We start from the raw sequence: 19,218 nt of genomic DNA on the forward strand, positions 1-19,218 counted from the left end.
TAACCAGCACATGTCAAGCGCGCAAACACCGTCTTGTCGTCAGTAACGACAAGCAGAACGAGATATATTGATGTTCATTCCACCTGTGCGGTTATCAGGCTGGACTTTTTTCCGCAATGTCAAAAAAGGCTTGCCGCAACGAAAGTGTTATCGAGCCGGGGTGGCCGTTGGCGATCGGGTCGCCGTCTATGGCCACGACCGGCATGGCGATCGTGGTCGCGGAACTGATGAAAGCCTCCCTCGCCGCCTTGGCCTCGGCGACGGAAAAACCGCGTTCCTCGATCTTGAGTCCGAGCTTGGCCGCCACTTCAAACATGGTGGTGCGGGTTATGCCGCGCAGAATACCGTGCTCGGCGGGCCTGGTGACCAGAACGCCGTCCCTGGTGACGATCCAGGCATTCGACGACCCGCCTTCCTTGACGTTGCCGTCCGTATCCACGAACCAGGCTTCCTGCGCGCCAGCTTCCTTGGCCTTCTGCTTGGCTAACACATTGGCTAGCAGGCCGGTGCTCTTGATGTCGACGCGATCCCAGCGATTCTCGGGCACGGTGATGACGGCGATACCGGTCTCGGCCCGCTTGGCTCCAGCAGCGGGATCCAGCTTCCTGGCGGTGATCACCAGCGACGGCCTGGTATCAGCCGAGGGGAAGGCGAAGTCGCGGCTGGCGACGCCGCGTGTGACCTGGACGTAAACCAGGCCGTTGACGACATGGTTGCGATTGACCACTTCGCGCATGATGAGCGGCAGGACGCCTGGGGTGACCGGCCAGCCGATCGACAGCTCGCTCAGCGAACGGTTCAGCCGGGCGAGGTGACGCGGCATGTCCACGATGAAGCCGCGCGCCACTTCGCAGACCTCGTAAACGCCGTCGGCGAACTGGTAGCCACGGTCTTCGATATGCACAGCGGCATCGGCATGAGCGGTGTAGCGCCCGTTCACATAGGCAGTACGCGGCATTTGTCACCTCGGGGGATCTGCTTCGGCTTGTTTAGGCGATTCCGCCTCAACAGTGATGGATAATCGCGTGGGCCACTGAAGCAACTCCAGAAAGCGTGTAACGATTTTCCGGCCGGAACTGCTTGAGCAAGGTATCGAACCGGGCCGGCAATGCATCAAACGTCGAACCGCTCAAGATATCAGGTCAGACGCCGAGCGACTTCAGCTTGCGGTGCAGCGCGGAACGCTCCATGCCGATGAACTCGGCCGTTTTCGAGATGTTGCCGCCGAACCGGTTGATCTGGGCGATCAGATAGTCCTTCTCGAATTGTTCGCGCGCCTCGCGCAGCGGCAGCGCCATGATGTGCTGGTCCGACTGGTTCGGCGTGCGGGGCATGACATCGCCGATTTCGGACGGCAACAGGTCGGCGGTGATCGGCGCATCGACATTGTCGCCGCGCGCCAGAATCATCAGCCGTTCGACATTGTTGCGCAATTGGCGAACATTGCCTGGCCAATTGTGCGCCTGCAGCACCGCCATGGCGTCATCGCCGATGCGGCGCGGCTTGATTCCGGCCTGACGGGCGATCTGCTTCATGAAATTGTCAACGAGATAAGGAATGTCCTCGCGCCGCTCGGCAAGTCCCGGCACCGTCACCGGTACCACCGCAAGGCGATGGTAAAGATCCTCGCGGAAACGGCCATCGGCGATCATCGCCTCCAGGTTCTGCGACGTCGAGGAGATGATGCGGACATCGACCTTGACCCGTTTGGTGCCACCGACGCGCTCGAACTGCTGTTCGACCAGCACACGCAGGATCTTGTTCTGCGTCTCGCGCGGCATGTCGGCCACCTCATCGATGTAGAGGATGCCGCGATGGGCTTCCTCCAGGGCGCCGACCTTTCGCTCGACGCCGTTCGATTCGGTGCCGAACAGTTCGATCTCCATGCGTTCGGGCGTGATGTTGGCGGCGCTCAGCGTCACGAAAGGCGCGCTCTTGCGCGCCGACAGCGTGTGGATGGCGCGCGCGGCCAGCTCCTTGCCAGATCCGGAGGGGCCAATGATCATGACGCGGCTGTTGGTCGGCGCGACGCGCTCGATGGTCTGGCGCAACTGGCTCATCGCCGACGACATGCCGATCAGGTCGAAGGTCTCGCCGCTGCGCAGCTTGAGATCGGAAACCTCGCGCCTCAGCTTGGAGGTTTCCAGCGCACGCTCGGCAATCAGAATCAGCCTGTCCGCCTTGAAGGGCTTCTCGATGAAGTCATAAGCGCCGCGTCTGATGGCGGAGACCGCGGTTTCGATGTTGCCATGGCCCGAAATCATCACCACCGGCAGGTTGGGGTGCATGGTCTTGATCTCGTCCAGCAAAGCCAGGCCGTCCAGGCGCGAACCCTGCAACCAGATGTCGAGGAAAATCAGCCGCGGCGCTCGGTCGGCGATGGCTGCCAGCGCGGTGTCGGCATCGGATGCCGTGCGGGTTTCGTGACCTTCGTCGCTCAGTATGCCTGCGACGAGCTCACGGATGTCTTCCTCGTCATCGACGATCAGAATATCAGACGCCATTACCGACCTTTTCAGTTTCTCTTTCGTGTTCCATCCTGCTTTCGCCGCGCGCTGGCGCCACGGCCGCAGGTGGCAGGATGATGCTGATCATCGCGCCGCGCCCGCCATGGAAATCCGCAGGCGCATCGTGGAGCTCCAGCCTGCCGCCATGGTCCTCCACGATCTTCTTGACGATGGCGAGACCGAGGCCCGTGCCCTTCTCACGCGTGGTCATGTAGGGCTCCAACAGCCGCTGACGATTCTCCCGCGGCAGGCCTTTGCCATTGTCGATGACGTCGATGCGAATCGCGCCATTCTGACGTCCGGCTTGAATCCGGATTATGCCGTGCGAACCGTCCTTCTGTTCCAGCCCGTCGATCGCTTCGGCAGCGTTCTTGATCACGTTGCCGAAAGCCTGCGCCAACAAGCGGCTGTCGAAAGTACCCTTGAGCGGTTCGTTGCCGAATATGCGCTCGAACGTGATGTCGGAACGGCTCACCTCGACCAGGAAGGAGGCCTCGCGCAGGGATTCACGCAGGTCTATGGACTTCATCTCGGGCTTCGGCATGCGCGCGAAAGCGGAGAATTCGTCGACCATGCGACCAATATCCTCGACCTGCCGGATGATGGTGTCGGTGCACTGGTCGAACACCTCGCGGTCCTCAGTGATGACCTTGCCGTAGCGGCGCTTGATGCGCTCGGCTGAAAGCTGGATCGGCGTCAGCGGGTTCTTGATCTCATGGGCGATGCGGCGCGCCACATCGGCCCAGGCAGAGGAGCGCTGCGCCTGGACCAGATCGGTGATGTCATCGACCGTGACGACGTAGGATTTCTCCTCCGTGCCGTTATCGCCGGCCTCGATGGTGATCTGCACGTTGAAAGTCCGCTCCGTGCCGGCGCGGAAAAACGTCACCTGCTCGCGATAGACGGGCTTGCCCGATTGGCGGCCGATCTCGAAGACGCGGCCGACATGCGGGAGAATGGCGGAAAGGTTCTGCCCGAGCGCCGCACTGGCCGAAATGGCCAGCATGGACTCGGCCGAGCGGTTCACGATGGTGATAATGCCATAGGGGTCAACGCCGATGACGCCGGCGGTGACACCGGCCAGCACCGCTTCCGAAAAGCGCCGTCGCTCGTCGATCAGATCCTTGGCCGACAGGATCTCGTTGCGCTGCGATTTCAATTCCTGCAGCATCTTGTTGAAAGTATTGCCGAGCGAGGCAACGTCGCCGTCGGACGGGCGCACCGGCACGGCGACGTCGAGATTGCCGGTCGCGACCTCGTCGGCAGCGCCGATGAGCTGACGAATCGGCCGCACCAGCCGGTCGGCCACGGCAATGCCGGTCCAGATTGCCGACAGGATGATAATCAAAGTCAACGACAGATAAGGCAACGCGAAAGCCACCTGCGAAGTGCGCCTGTTGTCTTCGAGATTGCGATATTCGTCGGTGTTCGATCTGACGATCTGGCGCGCCTTTATCACCTCGGGATCGACCAGCCGGATCGTGTAGAGGTAGAGCCCCTCGATCTCACGCAGCTTGACGATGGCGCCCATGATGTTGCGCGTGCGCGGCTCGATCAGAACCGGCTTGCCGTCGGTGGCGCTGGCGACCGCTCCCTCCGGCGGTTCCGGCATGGCGAAGTCGGCATCGGTCTTGGCGCTCATCACGAAGGAGCCGTCGGGCTTGATCAGCGCGGCATGCGCCAGCGAGCGGCCCACCGCCTCCTTGCTCATCAGATCGAGGAAGCCAGTTCGGTCGAGGCCGTAAAGCGTGCGCGACGCGTCGAGGTCATAGGCCATCGACAGCGTCGTGCCCTGCAGGTTGCGCGCGTTTTCCTGCACATAGGCATCGGCGATGGAAAGCGACGAATTGACGATCGTCTTGGTGCGAATCTCAAACCAGCGGTCGAGACCGATATCGAGCGTGATCGACGCAATGATCGCCACCATGATGGCGGGGATGGCGGCGACGAGCGCGAACATGGCCACGATGCGCACATGCAGCCGCGAGGCTGCCTTGCCATGCCGGCGCGCCATGACGATGCGATGCACCTCCCGGCCGATCAGTGCGATCAGCAACAGGACGAAGATGGCGTTGAGCGCGATCAACGCCCAGGTTGTCCTGGCGTCGGGCGCAATCGGCGTCGCGCCGACCAGGATCGCGAACGAAATGGCCGCCATGACCAGCGCACCGACGACCGCCACCACGCCGGGCAGCGCCAGCAGCCGGCGCCCGTCACGCGTGCCGGGGTCGTTGAAAAGCGGTTCGTTCGGTGTCGGAGCCTGCGAAGCCATGTCGCCGTCTAGAGCCAGTGATTGCGTCGGATCTATGCAACGCATTGTGGCGATTATGCAACAAGTGTGGCCTGGACGGAAATCTTTCGCGGACAGTCCCCCGGAAAAAGCGCTTCGGCTCTATCCCGGCTCAGGCCTGGCGTGACGATTTGTAGACGTTGACGCCGAGTTCGCGAATCTTCTTGCGCAGCGTGTTGCGGTTCAGCCCCAGCAGTTCCGCGGCTTTGATCTGGTTGCCGCGCGTCGCGGTCATCGAGGCCAGCACCAGCGGATATTCGACCTCCGAGAGAATGCGCTGGTAGAGGCCGGCAGGCGGCAATTCGCCGGCAAACGAGGTGAAATAGCGCTGCAGGAAATGCTCGACCGCCTGGCCGATGGACAGGTCGTCGGGAATGAGGTTGCCGCCGCCCGGCACCACGGGACGCTCGCCGGTCTTGAGTTCCGCCTCGATGATCTCGGAGGAAATCTCGTCCTGTGAATAGAGCGCGGCGAGCCTGCGGACCAGGTTTTCCAGTTCGCGCACATTGCCCGGCCAGGGATAGCGCTTCATCAATTCGATGCCGCCCGACGAGATACGCTTGGTCTGGAGACCCTCCATCTCGCCGAGCTTGAAGAAGTGCCGGACGAGGTCCGGCACGTCCTCGGAGCGCTCGCGCAGTGCCGGGAGCCTGAGGGGCACGACATTGAGGCGATAGAAAAGATCCTCGCGGAAGAGCCCCTGGTTGATCAGCGTGCGCAAATCCTTGTTGGTGGCGGCGACGATGCGCACGTCGGTCTTGATCGGCGTGCGGCCGCCGACGGTCGTGTATTCGCCCTGCTGAAGCACGCGCAGCAGGCGCGTCTGCGCTTCCATCGGCATGTCGCCGATCTCGTCAAGGAACAGCGTGCCACCTTCGGCCTGTTCGAAGCGGCCGGTTGAGCGGTTCTGCGCACCGGTGAAGGCGCCCTTCTCATGGCCGAACAGTTCCGATTCGATCAGGTCGCGCGGGATGGCCGCCATGTTGATGGCAACGAAAGGGCCGCCACGGCGGCGGCCATATTCGTGCAGCGCACGCGCCACCAGCTCCTTGCCGGTGCCCGATTCGCCCGAAATCATCACCGTCAGGTCGGTCTGCATCATGCGCGCCAGCATGCGATAGATGTCCTGCATGGCGGCCGAGCGGCCGACCAGCGGCATCGTCTCGGGCTGCTCTTCTGGCCGCGCGTCGATCTTGGGGCGCCGCGGCTCCGACAGCGCCCGGTTGACGATGTTGAGGAGCTCGGTGAGATCGAACGGCTTCGGCAGATATTCGTAGGCGCCGGTCTCGGAGGCACGGATCGCCGTCATGAACGTATTCTGGGCGCTCATGACGATGACGGGCAGCTCCGGCCGAGCTTTCTTGATGCGCGGCAGCATGTCGAATGCGTTCTCGTCCGGCATCACCACGTCGGTGATGACGAGATCGCCCTCGCCCGCCGCCACCCAGCGCCACAGCGTCGAGGCATTGGAGGTCACGCGCACCTCATGGCCGACACGCGAAAGGGCCTGGTTGAGGACCGTACGGATCGCCGCATCGTCGTCGGCGACGAGAATATTGCCGCGAACGGTCATTTGCGGTCTCCTTCAGCGTCTTCATCGGTGCCGAGCGCCGTTTCCTTCCAGGCCGGCATCAGGATGCGGAACATTGTCGCGCGCGGCGTCGATTCGCATTCGATGATGCCGCCATGCTCGCCGACGATCTTGGCCACCAGCGCGAGGCCCAGTCCCGAGCCGTTCGGCTTGGTGGTGATGAAGGGATCGAACAGGATCGGCAGGATATCCTCCGAGACGCCGGAACCGTTGTCGCGCACGCAGAACTCGAGCGGCAGCGACACGCGATCCTGAGTGCCTGGAACCGAAACGCGAATGCCCGGCCGGAAGGCCGTCGACAGGACGATTTCACCTTGGGGATCGCCGCCGATCGCCTCGGCGGCGTTCTTGACCAGGTTTAGGAACACCTGGATGAGTTGGTCGCGGTTGGCGAAGACCGGAGGCAATGAAGGATCATAGTCCTCCAATATCTTGATTTTTTTCGCAAAACCGTTCTTGGCGATCGCCTTCACATGGTCGAGCACGACATGGATGTTGACGGGATAGCGGTCGATCGGCCGCTCGTCGGAAAACACCTCCATGCGATCGACCAGCGACACGATGCGATCGGTCTCGTCGGTGATCAGCCGCGTCAGCGCGCGATCTTCGTCTGAAGCGGACAGTTCAAGCAGCTGGGCAGCGCCCCTGATGCCGGAGAGCGGGTTCTTGATCTCGTGAGCCAGCATCGCCGCCAGACCGGTCACCGAGCGCGCCGCGCCGCGGTGCGTCATCTGCCGGTCGATCTTGTCGGCCATCGACCGTTCCTGGAACATCACCACGACGGAGCCTGGAAACTCCGGCACCGGGGCGACATAGAGATCGACCACCTTCTCGATGCCGAGACGCGGAGACGACACGTCGACCCGGTACTCGTTGACGGGGGCCCGGCGCTCGCGCACCTGGTCGACCAGCGTCAGCAACGGGCTGCCGAAGGGAATGAGCTTTGACAGCGTGTTGCGGGCGAGCATCGTCGCGCTCGAGCGGAAGAAGTCCTCCGCATCGGCATTGGCGAAGGTGATGAACCCCTCCGGGCTGATCATGATGACCGGACGGCGGATGGTGTTGAGCACGATCTGGGCGGCATCCGCCATTTCCGGGCCCTGGCCGACGGAGGCGTTCATGCGGCGCTCCGCCTGGGTGCTTGCTCGGCGGCCGAAAACACGTCGCGAAGCAAGATAATCGTCCGCGCGGGGTCGAAAGACGTGAGAATGGCCTTGCGCCTTTCGCCGGCAAGGGCGCCGGCATGGCGGTCCAGATACCAGCCGAGGTGCTTGCGCGCCTGGCGCAGGCCGCTTTCGACGCCGTAGAGCGCCAGCATGTCCTCGTAGTGGGCAATGATGTAGTCGGTCAGTTCCGCAGCGCTTTCCGGTAGCCGGGCAAGCTCGCCTGCCGCCGCGGCCGCGATGGTTCCGGCGACCCAGGGCGCGCCGTAGTGGGCGCGGCCCACCATCACCGCATCGGCGCCGGATTGCTCCAGAACAGCGGCTGCTTGCGCAGGCGAAGACACATCGCCATTGGCGACGACCGGGATCGACACGGCAGCCTTGACGCGGGCTATGGCACGCCAATCAGCATTGCCCTGATAGAACTGGCAGCGCGTACGGCCGTGCACCGTCACCATCTTGACGCCCGCCTGCTCGGCACGGCGCGCCAGGTCGGGCGCGTTGAGCGCATTCTCGTCCCAGCCGAGCCGCATCTTCAGCGTCACCGGCACGCCGACCGCTCCCACCACGGCGTCGACCAGCGACAGTGCATGATCGAGGTCCTGCATCAGTGCCGAGCCGGCATAGCCACCGGTCACCTTCTTGGCGGGGCAACCCATATTGATGTCGATGACGTCGGCGCCCTCGCCGGCGGCGATGCGCGCGCCTTCGGCCATGTGTGCCGCCTCGCGGCCGGCAAGCTGCACCATATGGACGGGCAGGCCCGAATGACGTATGCGCAGGTCGCATCCGGCCCTGCCTTTGGCGAGCTCGCCGCTTGCCACCATTTCGGATACGACCAGGCCGGCGCCATGCGCATGGGCGCGTCGCCGGAACGGCTCGTCGGTAATTCCCGACATCGGCGCGAGGAACACGCGATTGCGGATACTCACGCCGCCGACGTCGAGAGGTGCGGTCAATTTGGTCAGGTCAAGCATGCACAAAAACCAAGCATGTTCATTTGCTGCACATTCTCTAGCCATATCGGCCGCAATGTGCAACGCGGAATGACGCCACATTACGGCGCAATTGGGAAATGCCGAGCTCGGCTGCAGTCCCGAGCAAAGCGCCGCGCCTTGCACGAACACGCAATGGACGTTTTAGGGCTTCCTGTTCGGCCTACAATCTCTCCGAAAACCGATTACACTTTTGGGGATCGTGCGCTAAGCCAATCGGCATGACTGACGCGAGCGAAAATCAGGCTTTGGAGGCCAACGGCAAGGTCGCGGTGGTTATTGTTGCGGCCGGCCGCGGCGCGCGTGCCGGACAGGCCGATGGCCCGAAGCAATATCAGCAGATCGGCGGTCGCGCCGTCATCGCCCACGTCATCGATATTTTCCTGGCGCATCCGCGTATCGGCCCGCTCGTCGTGGCAATACACGCCGAGGATCACGAACTTTTTCGACATGCCGTCGGCGCACACTCCAATCGCGTCACGGCAATTGCGGGTGGCCCCACCAGGCAAGACTCGGTTCGACTCGGACTGCAGGCGTTGAGAAGCCACGCACCGGACAAGGTTCTCATCCACGACGCGGCGCGCCCCTTCGTCGACGCGGACCTGATCGACCGCACGATCGCAGCCATCGGCGAGCGCGAGGGCGCGCTCCCGGCGTTGCCCGTCGCCGACACGCTGAAACGCGAATCCACCGCCGGGATGGTCGCCGAAACGGTTTCCCGGAGCGGGCTTCACGCAGCGCAAACGCCGCAGGGTTTCCCATTCCTGGCGATTATGGCCATGCATGAGGAAGCCTATAACAGCGGCAAAACCGACTTTACCGACGACGCCGCGATCGCCGAGTGGATGCAGATGCCGGTCAAACTCGTTCCCGGCTCGCCGGACAACGTCAAACTCACCTGGGCACGGGACATCGCCATGGCGGACCAACGACTTTCCAGCGAGCGCATGCGCTTTCCCGATATCAGAACCGGCAATGGCTACGACGTCCACGCGTTCGAGCCCGGCGACCACGTCACGCTATGCGGCATCGCCATCCCGCATGACAAGAAACTGTCCGGCCATTCCGACGCCGATGTCGGGCTCCATGCCCTTACCGATGCGCTGCTGGCGACCTGCGGCGCCGGCGATATCGGCACGCATTTCCCACCCTCCGACCCGCAGTGGAAGGGTACTGCCTCCCGGATATTCGTGGAACATGCGGCAAAGCTGGTGCGCGCGCGCGGCGGCCGCATCGCCAATGCCGACATCACGCTGATCTGCGAGGCGCCACGCGTCGGCCCACATCGCGAGGCGATGACGGCTGCCCTGTCGCAGGTGCTGGCCATCTCTGCCGACCGTATCTCCATCAAGGCGACAACCAACGAGAAGCTCGGTTTCGTCGGCCGCGAGGAAGGCATTGCGGCGATCGCCACGGCGAGCGTGGTGTTTCCCGGCGAGGTGCCGGAATGAGCAACAGCGAACTGGCAAATGCATTGCTGCAAGCCTGCCAGAAGCGCGGCATTATGCTTGCGACGGCGGAAAGCTGCACCGGCGGCATGATCATCGCCGCGCTGACCGATATCGCCGGCTCTTCCGCCGTGGTCGATCGCGGCTTCATCACCTATTCCAATGAAGCCAAGATGGACATGCTCGGGGTTTCCGCCGCCACGCTGGAGGCTCATGGCGCGGTTTCACGCGTGACAGCGATCGAAATGGCAACCGGCGCGCTGGCGCGCTCCCGTGCCGGGCTCAGCCTCGCCGTTACCGGCGTTGCCGGACCGGGCGGCGGCTCGCCGGAAAAACCGGTCGGCCTGGTCTGGTTCGGGATTGGCCTAAGCGGCCGGCCGGTGACGGCCGAGCGCGTGCTGTTCGCCGATGAAGGCCGTGATTTCATTCGCCAGGAGACCGTCAGCCATGCACTCAAGCTGGGATTGCACGCGCTTGGGCATGCTCACGCCGGTTTTGCACCGTAGATGACATCAGCACGCTTCTCGAAGGCCTCGGAAAACATACGGAAGGCACGGTCGAACATCGTGCCCATCAGGGCGCCCAGAATGCGGCTCTTGAACTCGTAGTCGATGAAGAAGCAGACCGCGCAGCCGCCGTCGGCAGGGTCGAATCGCCAGACATTGGTCAGATATTTGAACGGACCGTCGATGTACTTGACGTCGATCGCACGCTCGTCGGGCTTCAGCAGCACCTGCGTCGTGAAGGTCTCGCGGATCGCCTTGTAGCCGATGCTCATATCGGCGACGAGGATAGTGCGCCCGTCACGCTCCTTGCGCGAGCGCACCGTCAGTGCCTCGCAAAGCGGCAGGAATTGCGGATAGGCTTCGATGTCGGCGACCAAGGCGAACATCTGTTCCGGCGTGTAGGAAACGCGGCGGGTGGCTTCGAATTTCGGCATGAACCCGGCTCTAAAGCGCGTCGCGTCGACACAGACTCATGCGACGCGCTTTAGAGTCTTTGTTTTCGTGCATGTCGTTCTCCCAAACCCGAGGTCACTTTTGGGCGACATGCATCAGAGCGATTTCTGGAGCTGCGCTTCGCGCGCGGCGCGCAGCCTGGCGAAGTCGTCGCCGGCATGGTGCGAGGAGCGGGTCAGCGGGCTCGACGCCACCAGCAGGAAGCCCTTGGTCCGGCCGATCGTCTCGAAGGACTTGAACTCCTCCGGGGTGACGAAGCGGATCACCGGGTGGTGCTTTTTCGATGGCTGCAGATACTGGCCTATGGTCATGAAGTCGACATTGGCTGAACGCAGATCGTCCATCAGCTGCAGGATTTCGTTTCGCTCCTCGCCCAGCCCAACCATGATGCCGGACTTGGTAAAAATCGAAGGGTCGAGCTCCTTGACCCGCTGCAAAAGCCTGATCGAATGGAAATAGCGGGCGCCTGGCCGGACCGTCAGGTAGTTCGACGGCACGGTTTCCAAATTGTGATTGAACACGTCCGGCTTGGCGGCCACGACGATCTCCAGGGCGCCGTCCTTGCGTAGGAAATCAGGCGTCAGGATCTCGATCGTGGTCGAGGGCGTCGCTGCGCGGATCGCACGGATGACGTCGGCGAAATGCTGCGCGCCGCCATCAGCGAGGTCGTCGCGGTCGACAGAGGTGATGACGACGTGGCTGAGGCCCATCTGCTTGACCGCGTGGGCGACCCGTGCCGGCTCGTCCGGGTCGAGCGCGGTCGGGATGCCGGTGGCGACGTTGCAGAAGGCGCAGGCACGTGTGCAGATCTCGCCCATGATCATGAAGGTGGCGTGCTTCTTGTCCCAGCACTCGCCGATGTTCGGGCAGCCGGCCTCCTCGCAGACCGTCACCAGCTTGTGCGATTTCACGATCTCGCGGGTTTCGGCATAGCCTTTCGACGCAGGCGCCTTGACGCGGATCCAGTCAGGCTTGCGCAGCACGTCCTGGTCGGGCTTGTGCGCCTTCTCCGGATGCCGCAGCCGCGGCGCATTGGCGATCGTGTCGAGGACGGTGACCATCGGAACCCTGGTTTTCTTTGCGATCGCCGCCGGCGATCGTCACTTACACGTCATCTAGGACTTTTCAGCACAAAGAAAAAGGCTGCGGCGGTACATGCCGCCACAACCGTTTTCGCATGGCGGAAACGATACCGACTAACGGCGCACCAGACGTCCGGCCCAGATCAGCAGGCAGGCGCCGATGAAACCGGTGATCAGGTAGGCGGTCCAGCCGACGCCAAACACGCCGATGTTCAAGGCTCGCAGGATCGCGTTCAGCACCACTGCGCCGGCAATGCCCAAGATGATGTTCATCAAGACGCCGGTATTGCTCTTCATGACCATTTCGGCAAACCAGCCCGCCAGGCCGCCGATGATGATGGCTGCGATCCAGCCCACGCCATTCACGTCCATATGCCCTCTCCTTGCTTGAGAAAAAACGCATCCGGAACCGAACTAACTTGCCGTCGAGCTCCTGCGGCTTTCGCATCTGAGTCTCGTGCGGCCAATCTATCATGCGTTCAACGCACGGCCATAGGCGTCGAGTACGCTTTCCTTCATCATCTCCGACAGCGTCGGGTGCGGGAAGATCGTGTGCATCAGTTCTTCCTCGGTCGTCTCGAGGTTCATCGCAACGACAAAACCCTGGATCAGTTCGGTCACTTCGGCGCCCACCATGTGGGCGCCAAGCAGTTGGCCGGTGTTCTTGTCGAAGATGGTCTTGATGAAGCCCTGGTCCTCGCCGAGCGCGATGGCCTTGCCATTGGCGGCGAACTGGAAGCGGCCGACCCTGACATCCTTGCCCTCGGCCTTGGCTTTCGCTTCTGTCAGGCCGACCGAAGCGACCTGCGGATTGCAATAGGTGCAGCCAGGGATCTTCAGCTTGTCGGTGGCGTGCACGCCGGGGAAATTGGCGATCTTCTCGACGCAGACGACGCCTTCATGCTCGGCCTTGTGGGCGAGCATCGGCGGGCCGGCGACATCGCCGATGGCGTAGATGCCGGACACATTGGTCTTACCGTAGCCGTCGACGACGACGCAGCCGCGCTCCGTCTTCACGCCAAGCGTCTCCAGGCCGAGGCCCTCGATATTGCCTTGCACGCCGACGGCCGAGATCATGCGATCGGCCGTGATCTTCTCCACCTTGCCGTCCTTCATCTCGACATGCGCGGTGATCGAGTTGGCGCCTTTCTCGACCTTGGTTACCTTGGCTTCGAGAATGATTTTCATGCCCTGCTTCTCGAACTGCTTCTGGGCGAATTTCGACACCTCGGCGTCCTCGACCGGCATCACGGCCGGCAGCAGTTCGACGACGGTCACGTCGGCGCCCATGGTGCGGTAGAACGAGGCGAATTCGATGCCGATGGCGCCCGAACCCATCACCAGCAGCGACTTCGGCATTTCCTTGGGCACCATGGCCTCGAAATAGGTCCAGATCAGCTTGCCGTCCGGCTCGATGCCCGGCAGCGCCCGCGGCCGGGCGCCGGTCGCCAGTATGATGTGCTTGGCGGTGTAGGTGCCCTCGCCCTTGACGCCTTTCGGCACAGGCGGCTGCGGCTCCATCGGCTTCTTGGCCGTCTTGGAGACGACGATCTCGCCCGGTTTTGTCAGCTTGGCCTCGCCCCAGATGACGTCGACCTTGTTCTTCTTCATCAGGAAGGCGACGCCGCCATTGAGCCGCAGCGAAACCTTGCGCGAGCGGTCGACGACGGCCGACGTGTCGACGCTGACCTTGCCGTTGAGCTTCAGTCCATAGTCCTTCAGATGATCCGAATAATGCATGATCTCGGCCGAACGCAGCAACGCCTTGGTCGGAATGCAGCCCCAGTTCAGGCAAATGCCGCCGAGATGCTCGCGCTCGACGATCGCCGTCTTGAAACCGAGCTGCGCGGAACGCACTGCCGTGACATAGCCGCCGGGACCGGAGCCGATGATGATGACGTCGTAGTTCTCAGCCACGGTTTTCTCCTTCAATCACAATTCCAGCATGACGCGCATGAGCGGCGTCAACGCCTCGCCGATGTTTCGCGTATTTTCGGCATCGAGATGGACGCCGTCGAGCGGCGTGGTCTTGGCCACCGTGCCGGCATCGAAGAAGCCGCAGCCAGCCTCATCGGCAAGCGTGGAATATTGCGGCGCAAGCTCTTTGGAGGCATCGTCGCCGCCGGCAAACATCGCCTTGAACTCGGCATCTTCGGTGCGACTGACGAGAGGCGGCGAGACGATGAGGATCTGCGGCGGCGGCCAGTCGAACGGATAGTCGTGGCCGCGCACGATGTCGATCAGGCGCTGGATGCCTTGTTTGGCCGCAACGGGATTGCCGTGGATCCAGGGCTTCATGTCGTTGGCGCCGAGCATGATGACGATGACGTCGATCGGCGCATGCGTGGTCAGCACCGTCGGCAGCGTTCTTGCGCCATTGCGGTCGGCGCCTGCCAGGTGATCGTCGAACGCCGTTGTGCGGCCATTTAGCCCCTCGGCAATGACATGCACGCCGTCACCGAGCCCAGCCTGCAGCACGCTTGGCCAGCGATCCTCAAGCGCATGGCGGCCACCCTCGGCATTGTAGCCCCAGGTCAGCGAGTCGCCGTAGCAAAGAACCGTCTTCATCTTGCTCAACCCGCCCTTGCGAGGGAGTATTCTTCCTCGGCATTGGTGACGACGGCGAATTCCTGCGCCTCCAAGCCGCCGGCGAAGAGGCCGGTGAAGAATTTCCGCACCGCCTTGTTCTTCCTACACCAGCATGCCCATCGGGTTCTCGATCAGCTTCTTGAAGGCTACCAGCAGTTCGGCGCCAAGCGCTCCGTCGACGGCGCGATGGTCGGTCGACAGCGTCACCGACATCACCGTGGCGATTCTGATCTCGCCGTTCTTGACCACCGCCCGCTCCTCGCCGGCACCCACCGCCAGGATCGTCGCATGCGGCGGGTTGATGACGGCGGCGAAATCCTTGATGCCGAACATGCCAAGGTTCGACACCGCCGTGGTGCCGCCTTGATACTCTTCCGGCTTCAGCTTGCGACTGCGCGCGCGGCTGGCCAGGTCCTTCATCTCGTTGGAGATCACCGACAGCGTCTTTTCATCCGCCTTGCGAATGATCGGCGTGATCAGGCCGCCGGGGATCGAGACGGCAACGCCGACATCGGCATGCCTGTGCTTGACCATGGCGCTTTCGGTCCACGAGGCATTGGCATCCGGCACCGCCTTCAAGGCCATGGCCATCGCCTTGATCACCATGTCGTTGACCGAGAGCTTGTAGGCGGGCGCCTCGCCCTTGTCGGTCTTCTTTACCGGTGCGGCCGCATTGAGCTGCGTGCGCAGCGAAAGCAGCGCATCGAGCTCGCAGTCGAGCGTCAGGTAGAAATGCGGGATGGTGGTCTTGGCCTCGACCAGCCGCCGCGCGATGGTCTTGCGCATATTGTCGTGCGGCACCAGCTCGTAGGAGCCTTCCTCGAACAGGCGCAGCACCTGATCGTCCGACATCGCCTTTACCGGCGCGGGAGCAGCGGCCGGCGCGCCAGCCGGAGCTTTGGCAGCGGGTGCCGCCTTGGCGCCGCCGCCGGCTATGGCGGCATCGACATCGGCCCTCACCACCCGGCCATGCGGGCCGGTGCCGGTCACGGCAGACACATCGACGCCCGCCTCTTTGGCAATACGGCGCGCGAGCGGCGAAGCAAAGGTGCGCCCTTCACCCTCCCCCTTGTGGGGAGGGTCGGCAGGCCTTCCGGCCGGGGTGGGGGGCGCGGCGGTGGGTTCACCCGCGGCGCGACCTCCCCCATCGGACGGAGAGGTGGGAGTCTCGGTCTTCGATGTCTCAGCCTTGGGAGGCTCCGCTTTCGCCGGTGCGGCATCGCCACCGCTTTTCGCGGCGGCACTTGCGTCCTCACCCTCGGCGGCAAGCACGGCGATCAGCGCATTGACCTTGACGCCTTCGGTGCCGGCGGGAACGACCAGTTTCGCCACCGTGCCCTCATCGACGGCTTCGACTTCCATCGTCGCCTTGTCGGTCTCGATCTCGGCAATGACATCGCCGGGCGAAACCTTGTCGCCCTCCTTCACGAGCCACTTCGACAGATTGCCCTCTTCCATGGTGGGCGAGAGGGCCGGCATGGTGATGTTGATTGGCATTGTGTCCTCCCGCCCGGTTCAGCGATATGAGACGGCTTTGACGGCCTCGATGACCTCGCCGACATTCGGCAAAGCCAGCTTTTCGAGATTGGCCGCATAGGGCATCGGCACGTCCTTGCCGGCAATGGTGATGACCGGCGCGTCGAGGAAATCGAAGGCTCGCTGCGACACCTGGTTGGCGACATGGTCGCCGACCGAGTTCTGCGGGAAGCCTTCTTCCACCACGACCAGCCGGTTGGTCTTCTTCACCGAGGCGATGATGGTGTCGAAGTCGAGCGGACGGATGGTCCTGAGATCGATAATCTCTGCGTCGATGCCCATGCCGCGCAGTTCCGCTTCGGCCTTGACCGCATAGGTCATGCCAATGCCGAAGGAGACGATGGTGACGTCCTTGCCTGATTTGTGGATGCGCGCCTTGCCGATCGGCAGCACGAAGTCGTCCAGCTTCGGCACGTCGAAGGACTGGCCGTAGAGGATTTCGTTTTCGAGGAAGATGACCGGGTTCGGATCGCGGATCGCCGCCTTGAGCAGTCCCTTGGCGTCGGCAGCGGTATAAGGCATCACCACCTTCAGGCCCGGTATGTGGCTGTACCAGGCGGCGTAGCACTGAGAATGCTGGGCGGCGACGCGAGCCGCAGCACCATTCGGCCCGCGGAAGACGATCGGCGCGCCCATCTGTCCGCCGGACATGTAGAGCGTCTTGGCGGCCGAGTTGACGATCTGGTCGATCGCCTGCATGGCGAAGTTGAAGGTCATGAATTCGACGATCGGCTTCAGCCCAGCCATCGCCGCACCGACCCCGACGCCGGCAAAGCCGTGCTCGGTGATCGGCGTGTCGACGACGCGACGCGGTCCGAACTCCTGCAGCAGGCCTTGGGTGATCTTGTAGGCGCCCTGGTACTCGGCAACTTCCTCGCCCATGACGAAGACATCGCTGTCGCGGCGCATTTCCTCCGCCATGGCATCGCGCAGCGCTTCGCGCACCGTGGTCGAGACCATCTCGGTCCCGGCGGGCATGTCAGGATCGGCGGCGACTTCCGTCTTCGGCGCGGCCGCCACAGGCGCCGCTGCCTCGCTCTTGGCCGCGGCGGGTGCCGGTGTCGGCGCCTTTGCCTCAGTCTTGGCGGGCTCTTCACCGATGCCTTCGCCGGCCTTGTCGACGTCTTCGCCATCGACAGCCAGCACGGCGATCACCGCGTTGACCTTGACGCCTTCGGTGCCTGCGGGAACCACGATCTTGGCAAGCGTGCCCTCATCGACAGCTTCGACTTCCATCGTCGCCTTGTCGGTTTCGATCTCGGCGATGACGTCGCCGGCGACGACCTTGTCGCCCTCGTTCTTCAACCACTTGGAAAGATTGCCCTCTTCCATGGTCGGCGAAAGGGCGGGCATGAGAATTTCGATCGGCATGTCCTTGCCCTCCCGTTACAATACGATGTCGGTCCAGAGCTCGGACGGATCCGGCTCGGCGTCGTGCTGGGCAAACTCGGCGGCATCGGCGACGACGTCGCGAACCTCCTTGTCGATGGTCTTCAATTCGTCCTCGCTTGCCCACTTCTTCTGGATCAGCCGCGCTTTGACCTGCTCGATCGGGTCATGCTCGGAGCGCATCTTCTGCACTTCTTCCTTGGAGCGGTATTTCGCCGGGTCGGACATCGAATGGCCCCGATAGCGGTAGGTCTGCATTTCGAGGATCAGCGGCCCATTGCCGGCACGGCACCATTCGGTGGCGAGATCGCCGGCGGCCTTGACAGCACGCACGTCCATGCCGTCGACCTGGATGCCGGGAATCTTGAACGAGGCGCCGCGATTCGAGAAGTCGGTCTCCGCCGAGGAGCGCGATACCGAGGTGCCCATGGCATAGCGGTTGTTCTCGATGATGTAGATCACCGGCAGCTTCCACAGCGAAGCCATGTTGAAGCTTTCGTAGACCTGGCCCTGGTTGGCGGCCCCGTCGCCGAAATAGGTCAGCGTGACATTGTTGTTGCTGCGATAGCGGTTGGCAAAGGCCAGGCCCGTGCCGAGCGACACCTGGGCGCCGACGATGCCGTGGCCACCGTAGAAATGCTTCTCCTTGGAGAACATGTGCATGGAGCCGCCCTTGCCCTTCGACAGGCCGCCTCGGCGGCCGGTCAGTTCGGCCATGACGCCACGCGGCGACAGTTCCATCGCCAACATATGACCGTGGTCGCGGTAGGCCGTGATCATCTGGTCACCGTCGATCAGTGCCATCTTCATACCGGTGACGACCGCTTCCTGGCCGATGTAGAGATGGCAGAAGCCGCCGATAAAGCCCATCCCGTAAAGCTGGCCGGCCTTTTCCTCGAAACGGCGAATAAGCAGCATGTGCCGGTAGGCGGCAAGCTCCTCGTCCTTGGTGAATTCCACTGGTTTGGGCGCGGAAAGGCCCGATTTGCCGTCGGATTTCGATTTGGCAGGCGCTTTCCTGGCTGCGGTTGCCATGCATCACTCCCTGTTGGCGTCTCTTCGCGGACATTTCGAGCAAGATGAAATCTGCTCGAGCAAGATGAAATCTGCTCAGGGGAGATCAGCTCTCCCCACTGATTTTGGGGAGGCTAACACGTGAGAACGTGTTCCGCCATGTCGAAATTGCATAGCTGGCATGCGACTAAGCAATTAGAATCATTGAAAATATTGGTGATTAACCTGATATTGGTTACTTTGCCGAGACCGGCAACATGATGGTGATTTCGTCGGCCTGGGACAAATTCAGCGCCTTACGCGCCTGCTCGTCGAGCATGTCCTTCTCCAGCGTGCCGTCGTGCATCAGCTTGACGCGCCGTTCCAGCTCCATCCTGCGCGCCTTGATCGCATCGAGCTGGGCCTGCAGGGCAACAGTCTCGGCCTCCAGCTGGTATTTCGAATTGATGCCGAACTCGCCGTGATAGGCATGAAAGCCGAAATAGGCCAGGAACACCGCGCAGAGCGAGGGGATGATCAGCCGGCCGGTGTTTCTCTGTTTGTGCTGACGCGTCCACATCGTCCGTTCCCTCGCAGTCGCGAACTCGGGCGACCACGGTCTTTTTCGCTCCATTGTGCTTAACGGACGGTTACGGATGACGCGTCCACAGGCGCT

At 62.8% G+C, this 19,218-nt stretch carries 17 protein-coding genes; 2 read left to right on the forward strand and 15 right to left on the reverse strand.

Going from position 1 to position 19,218, the window contains the following annotated elements:
- Positions 1-94 precede the first annotated feature (94 nt).
- From FJ443_RS13800 to dusB, 6 genes are all read right to left on the reverse strand, one after another.
- Positions 95-958, reverse strand: a complete 864-nt coding sequence (locus FJ443_RS13800; RefSeq protein WP_140564573.1) for a D-amino-acid transaminase — start codon at positions 956-958, stop codon at positions 95-97.
- Positions 959-1,142: 184 nt separating this feature from the next.
- On the reverse strand, positions 1,143-2,504 hold the full coding sequence (locus FJ443_RS13805; RefSeq protein ID WP_140498569.1) for a sigma-54 dependent transcriptional regulator: 1,362 nt from the start codon (positions 2,502-2,504) through the stop codon (positions 1,143-1,145).
- Positions 2,494-4,779 carry a PAS domain-containing sensor histidine kinase gene (locus FJ443_RS13810; RefSeq protein ID WP_181165348.1) on the reverse strand — a complete coding sequence of 762 codons (2,286 nt, stop codon included), beginning with the start codon at positions 4,777-4,779 and terminating at the stop codon, positions 2,494-2,496. Before FJ443_RS13810 ends, FJ443_RS13805 begins: the two co-directional genes overlap by 11 nt.
- Positions 4,780-4,909: 130 nt before the next feature.
- Complete coding sequence (ntrC, locus tag FJ443_RS13815) at positions 4,910-6,370, reverse strand: nitrogen regulation protein NR(I) (protein ID WP_140498568.1); 1,461 nt, start codon at positions 6,368-6,370, stop codon at positions 4,910-4,912.
- A complete protein-coding gene (locus FJ443_RS13820) occupies positions 6,367-7,509 on the reverse strand; it encodes a nitrogen regulation protein NR(II) (RefSeq protein WP_140658221.1) in 1,143 nt (380 codons plus the stop codon). The genes ntrC and FJ443_RS13820 overlap by 4 nt, the downstream gene beginning before the upstream one ends.
- Complete coding sequence (gene dusB / locus FJ443_RS13825) at positions 7,506-8,528, reverse strand: tRNA dihydrouridine synthase DusB (RefSeq protein WP_140664479.1); 1,023 nt, start codon at positions 8,526-8,528, stop codon at positions 7,506-7,508. The genes FJ443_RS13820 and dusB overlap by 4 nt, the downstream gene beginning before the upstream one ends.
- A 239-nt stretch (positions 8,529-8,767) precedes the next feature.
- Between dusB and FJ443_RS13830 the strand changes: the two genes are divergently transcribed.
- Together FJ443_RS13830 and FJ443_RS13835 are read left to right on the forward strand one after the other, a co-directional pair.
- Entirely contained in the window at positions 8,768-9,997 is a 1,230-nt protein-coding gene (locus FJ443_RS13830) for a bifunctional 2-C-methyl-D-erythritol 4-phosphate cytidylyltransferase/2-C-methyl-D-erythritol 2,4-cyclodiphosphate synthase (RefSeq protein WP_140664481.1), read from the forward strand.
- Positions 9,994-10,500: a CinA family protein gene (locus tag FJ443_RS13835; protein ID WP_140664482.1), complete on the forward strand. Its 507-nt coding sequence runs from the start codon at positions 9,994-9,996 to the stop codon at positions 10,498-10,500. Before FJ443_RS13830 ends, FJ443_RS13835 begins: the two co-directional genes overlap by 4 nt.
- Here the strand turns inward: FJ443_RS13835 and FJ443_RS13840 are convergent.
- The 9 genes from FJ443_RS13840 to FJ443_RS13880 all read right to left on the reverse strand — a co-directional run bounded on the left by FJ443_RS13840 (position 10,479) and on the right by FJ443_RS13880 (position 19,122).
- Positions 10,479-10,934: a type II toxin-antitoxin system RatA family toxin gene (locus FJ443_RS13840; RefSeq protein WP_140664484.1), complete on the reverse strand. Its 456-nt coding sequence runs from the start codon at positions 10,932-10,934 to the stop codon at positions 10,479-10,481. The genes FJ443_RS13835 and FJ443_RS13840 overlap by 22 nt on opposite strands.
- Before the next feature lie 114 nt (positions 10,935-11,048).
- Positions 11,049-12,014 carry a lipoyl synthase gene (lipA, locus tag FJ443_RS13845; RefSeq protein WP_140664485.1) on the reverse strand — a complete coding sequence of 322 codons (966 nt, stop codon included), beginning with the start codon at positions 12,012-12,014 and terminating at the stop codon, positions 11,049-11,051.
- A 135-nt stretch (positions 12,015-12,149) separates the two neighbouring features.
- Entirely contained in the window at positions 12,150-12,407 is a 258-nt protein-coding gene (locus FJ443_RS13850) for a GlsB/YeaQ/YmgE family stress response membrane protein (protein ID WP_140498561.1), read from the reverse strand.
- Positions 12,408-12,506: 99 nt separating this feature from the next.
- The gene (gene lpdA / locus FJ443_RS13855; protein WP_140557255.1) at positions 12,507-13,952 is read right to left on the reverse strand and encodes a dihydrolipoyl dehydrogenase; all 1,446 of its coding nucleotides are present in this window, start codon (positions 13,950-13,952) and stop codon (positions 12,507-12,509) included.
- Between the two features lie 15 nt (positions 13,953-13,967).
- Positions 13,968-14,603 (reverse strand): SGNH/GDSL hydrolase family protein, encoded by a 636-nt coding sequence (locus FJ443_RS13860; protein WP_140557256.1) that lies wholly within the window; start codon positions 14,601-14,603, stop codon positions 13,968-13,970.
- Positions 14,604-14,726: 123 nt separating this feature from the next.
- A complete protein-coding gene (locus FJ443_RS13865) occupies positions 14,727-16,121 on the reverse strand; it encodes a pyruvate dehydrogenase complex dihydrolipoamide acetyltransferase (protein ID WP_140664487.1) in 1,395 nt (464 codons plus the stop codon).
- A gap of 18 nt (positions 16,122-16,139) precedes the next feature.
- On the reverse strand, positions 16,140-17,531 hold the full coding sequence (locus tag FJ443_RS13870) for a pyruvate dehydrogenase complex E1 component subunit beta (RefSeq protein ID WP_140664489.1): 1,392 nt from the start codon (positions 17,529-17,531) through the stop codon (positions 16,140-16,142).
- Between the two features lie 15 nt (positions 17,532-17,546).
- Positions 17,547-18,584, reverse strand: coding sequence for a pyruvate dehydrogenase (acetyl-transferring) E1 component subunit alpha (gene pdhA, locus FJ443_RS13875; protein WP_140501346.1), 1,038 nt, complete (start codon positions 18,582-18,584; stop codon positions 17,547-17,549).
- 214 nt (positions 18,585-18,798) lie between these two features.
- The gene (locus tag FJ443_RS13880) at positions 18,799-19,122 is read right to left on the reverse strand and encodes a septum formation initiator family protein (RefSeq protein WP_140501344.1); all 324 of its coding nucleotides are present in this window, start codon (positions 19,120-19,122) and stop codon (positions 18,799-18,801) included.
- Between the last annotated feature and the right edge of the window lie 96 nt (positions 19,123-19,218).

The sequence above is a fragment of the Mesorhizobium sp. B2-6-1 genome, assembly GCF_006440475.1.
Lineage (GTDB): Bacteria > Pseudomonadota > Alphaproteobacteria > Rhizobiales > Rhizobiaceae > Mesorhizobium.

Bases quoted from the DNA above. Each gene is read 5' to 3' on its own strand.
- FJ443_RS13800 (WP_140564573.1), bottom strand. From the start codon at position 958: ATGCCGCGTACTGCCTATGTGAACGGGCGCTACACCGCTCATGCCGAT.
- FJ443_RS13805 (WP_140498569.1), bottom strand. From the start codon at position 2,504: ATGGCGTCTGATATTCTGATCGTCGATGACGAGGAAGACATCCGTGAG.
- FJ443_RS13810 (WP_181165348.1), bottom strand. From the start codon at position 4,779: ATGGCTTCGCAGGCTCCGACACCGAACGAACCGCTTTTCAACGACCCC.
- ntrC (WP_140498568.1), bottom strand. From the start codon at position 6,370: ATGACCGTTCGCGGCAATATTCTCGTCGCCGACGACGATGCGGCGATC.
- FJ443_RS13820 (WP_140658221.1), bottom strand. From the start codon at position 7,509: ATGAACGCCTCCGTCGGCCAGGGCCCGGAAATGGCGGATGCCGCCCAG.
- dusB (WP_140664479.1), bottom strand. From the start codon at position 8,528: ATGCTTGACCTGACCAAATTGACCGCACCTCTCGACGTCGGCGGCGTG.
- FJ443_RS13830 (WP_140664481.1), top strand. From the start codon at position 8,768: ATGACTGACGCGAGCGAAAATCAGGCTTTGGAGGCCAACGGCAAGGTC.
- FJ443_RS13835 (WP_140664482.1), top strand. From the start codon at position 9,994: ATGAGCAACAGCGAACTGGCAAATGCATTGCTGCAAGCCTGCCAGAAG.
- FJ443_RS13840 (WP_140664484.1), bottom strand. From the start codon at position 10,934: ATGCCGAAATTCGAAGCCACCCGCCGCGTTTCCTACACGCCGGAACAG.
- lipA (WP_140664485.1), bottom strand. From the start codon at position 12,014: ATGGTCACCGTCCTCGACACGATCGCCAATGCGCCGCGGCTGCGGCAT.
- FJ443_RS13850 (WP_140498561.1), bottom strand. From the start codon at position 12,407: ATGGACGTGAATGGCGTGGGCTGGATCGCAGCCATCATCATCGGCGGC.
- FJ443_RS13860 (WP_140557256.1), bottom strand. From the start codon at position 14,603: ATGAAGACGGTTCTTTGCTACGGCGACTCGCTGACCTGGGGCTACAAT.
- FJ443_RS13865 (WP_140664487.1), bottom strand. From the start codon at position 16,121: ATGCCAATCAACATCACCATGCCGGCCCTCTCGCCCACCATGGAAGAG.
- FJ443_RS13870 (WP_140664489.1), bottom strand. From the start codon at position 17,531: ATGCCGATCGAAATTCTCATGCCCGCCCTTTCGCCGACCATGGAAGAG.
- pdhA (WP_140501346.1), bottom strand. From the start codon at position 18,584: ATGGCAACCGCAGCCAGGAAAGCGCCTGCCAAATCGAAATCCGACGGC.
- FJ443_RS13880 (WP_140501344.1), bottom strand. From the start codon at position 19,122: ATGTGGACGCGTCAGCACAAACAGAGAAACACCGGCCGGCTGATCATC.